General features: G+C 68.2%; 1 protein-coding gene. It reads left to right on the forward strand.

The genetic code is table 11. The features are described 5' to 3' along the window. Positions 1-376: 376 nt before the first annotated feature. Positions 377-715 carry a transcriptional regulator WblA gene (gene wblA, locus C1I97_RS38315; RefSeq protein WP_181447120.1) on the forward strand — a complete coding sequence of 113 codons (339 nt, stop codon included), beginning with the start codon at positions 377-379 and terminating at the stop codon, positions 713-715. Positions 716-730: the final 15 nt, after the last annotated feature.

Consider the following 730-nt stretch of genomic DNA (forward strand, 5'->3'; position numbering starts at 1 on the left):
GAGACAGGTATCAATACGTCCGGCGGCCTCGAAACGTTCCGGGTCCGCTCGACTTTTTTGGGTGGGGTGGTCCGGGGGACGTGTCGGGGTGTGCCACGAGGGTGCGTTGGGGGCGTGCCCGAATTCGCCTCGTGTGCCACCTGGCGTCCGTTGTGGCGCACCGTGAATGCCCCATGGCGCCGGTAATGTCGCACATGTCGCCAGCTCACTCCCCCGGGTGATCTGCCGCTTCCCCATAGTCCGTTCGGACCATTCAAGATTGGGCCCGCTGGGGGTGTTGCGCCGTGCCCACCTTCCGTAACGTCCTCAACTGGCGGCGGTGAATATGCCGCTGCCGCCGTGGGGGAGCCTCGATTCGGGAGAGGACGGCGCCGGTATGGGCTGGGTAACCGACTGGAGTGCGCAGGCGGCCTGCCGCACTACCGATCCGGATGAACTGTTCGTTCAAGGAGCAGCGCAGAACAGGGCCAAGGCGGTGTGCACCGGATGCCCGGTTCGCACCGAGTGCCTCGCCGACGCGCTCGACAACCGCGTGGAGTTCGGCGTCTGGGGAGGCATGACGGAGCGTGAGCGCCGCGCACTGCTGCGCCGGCGGCCGACCGTCACGTCCTGGCGCCGGCTGCTGGAGACCGCGCGCATGGAGTACGAGCGCGGGGTGGGCCTGGTGCCTCTGGAGGACGGCCAGGTGTACGAGAACTACGCGGCGGTGGGCTGAGGCGTCCTCCTGGGC

Source organism: Streptomyces sp. NTH33 (assembly GCF_003236365.1).
In the GTDB taxonomy this organism is placed as follows: Bacteria; Actinomycetota; Actinomycetes; order Streptomycetales; family Streptomycetaceae; genus Streptomyces.

Bases quoted from the DNA above. Each gene is read 5' to 3' on its own strand.
- wblA (WP_181447120.1), top strand. From the start codon at position 377: ATGGGCTGGGTAACCGACTGGAGTGCGCAGGCGGCCTGCCGCACTACC.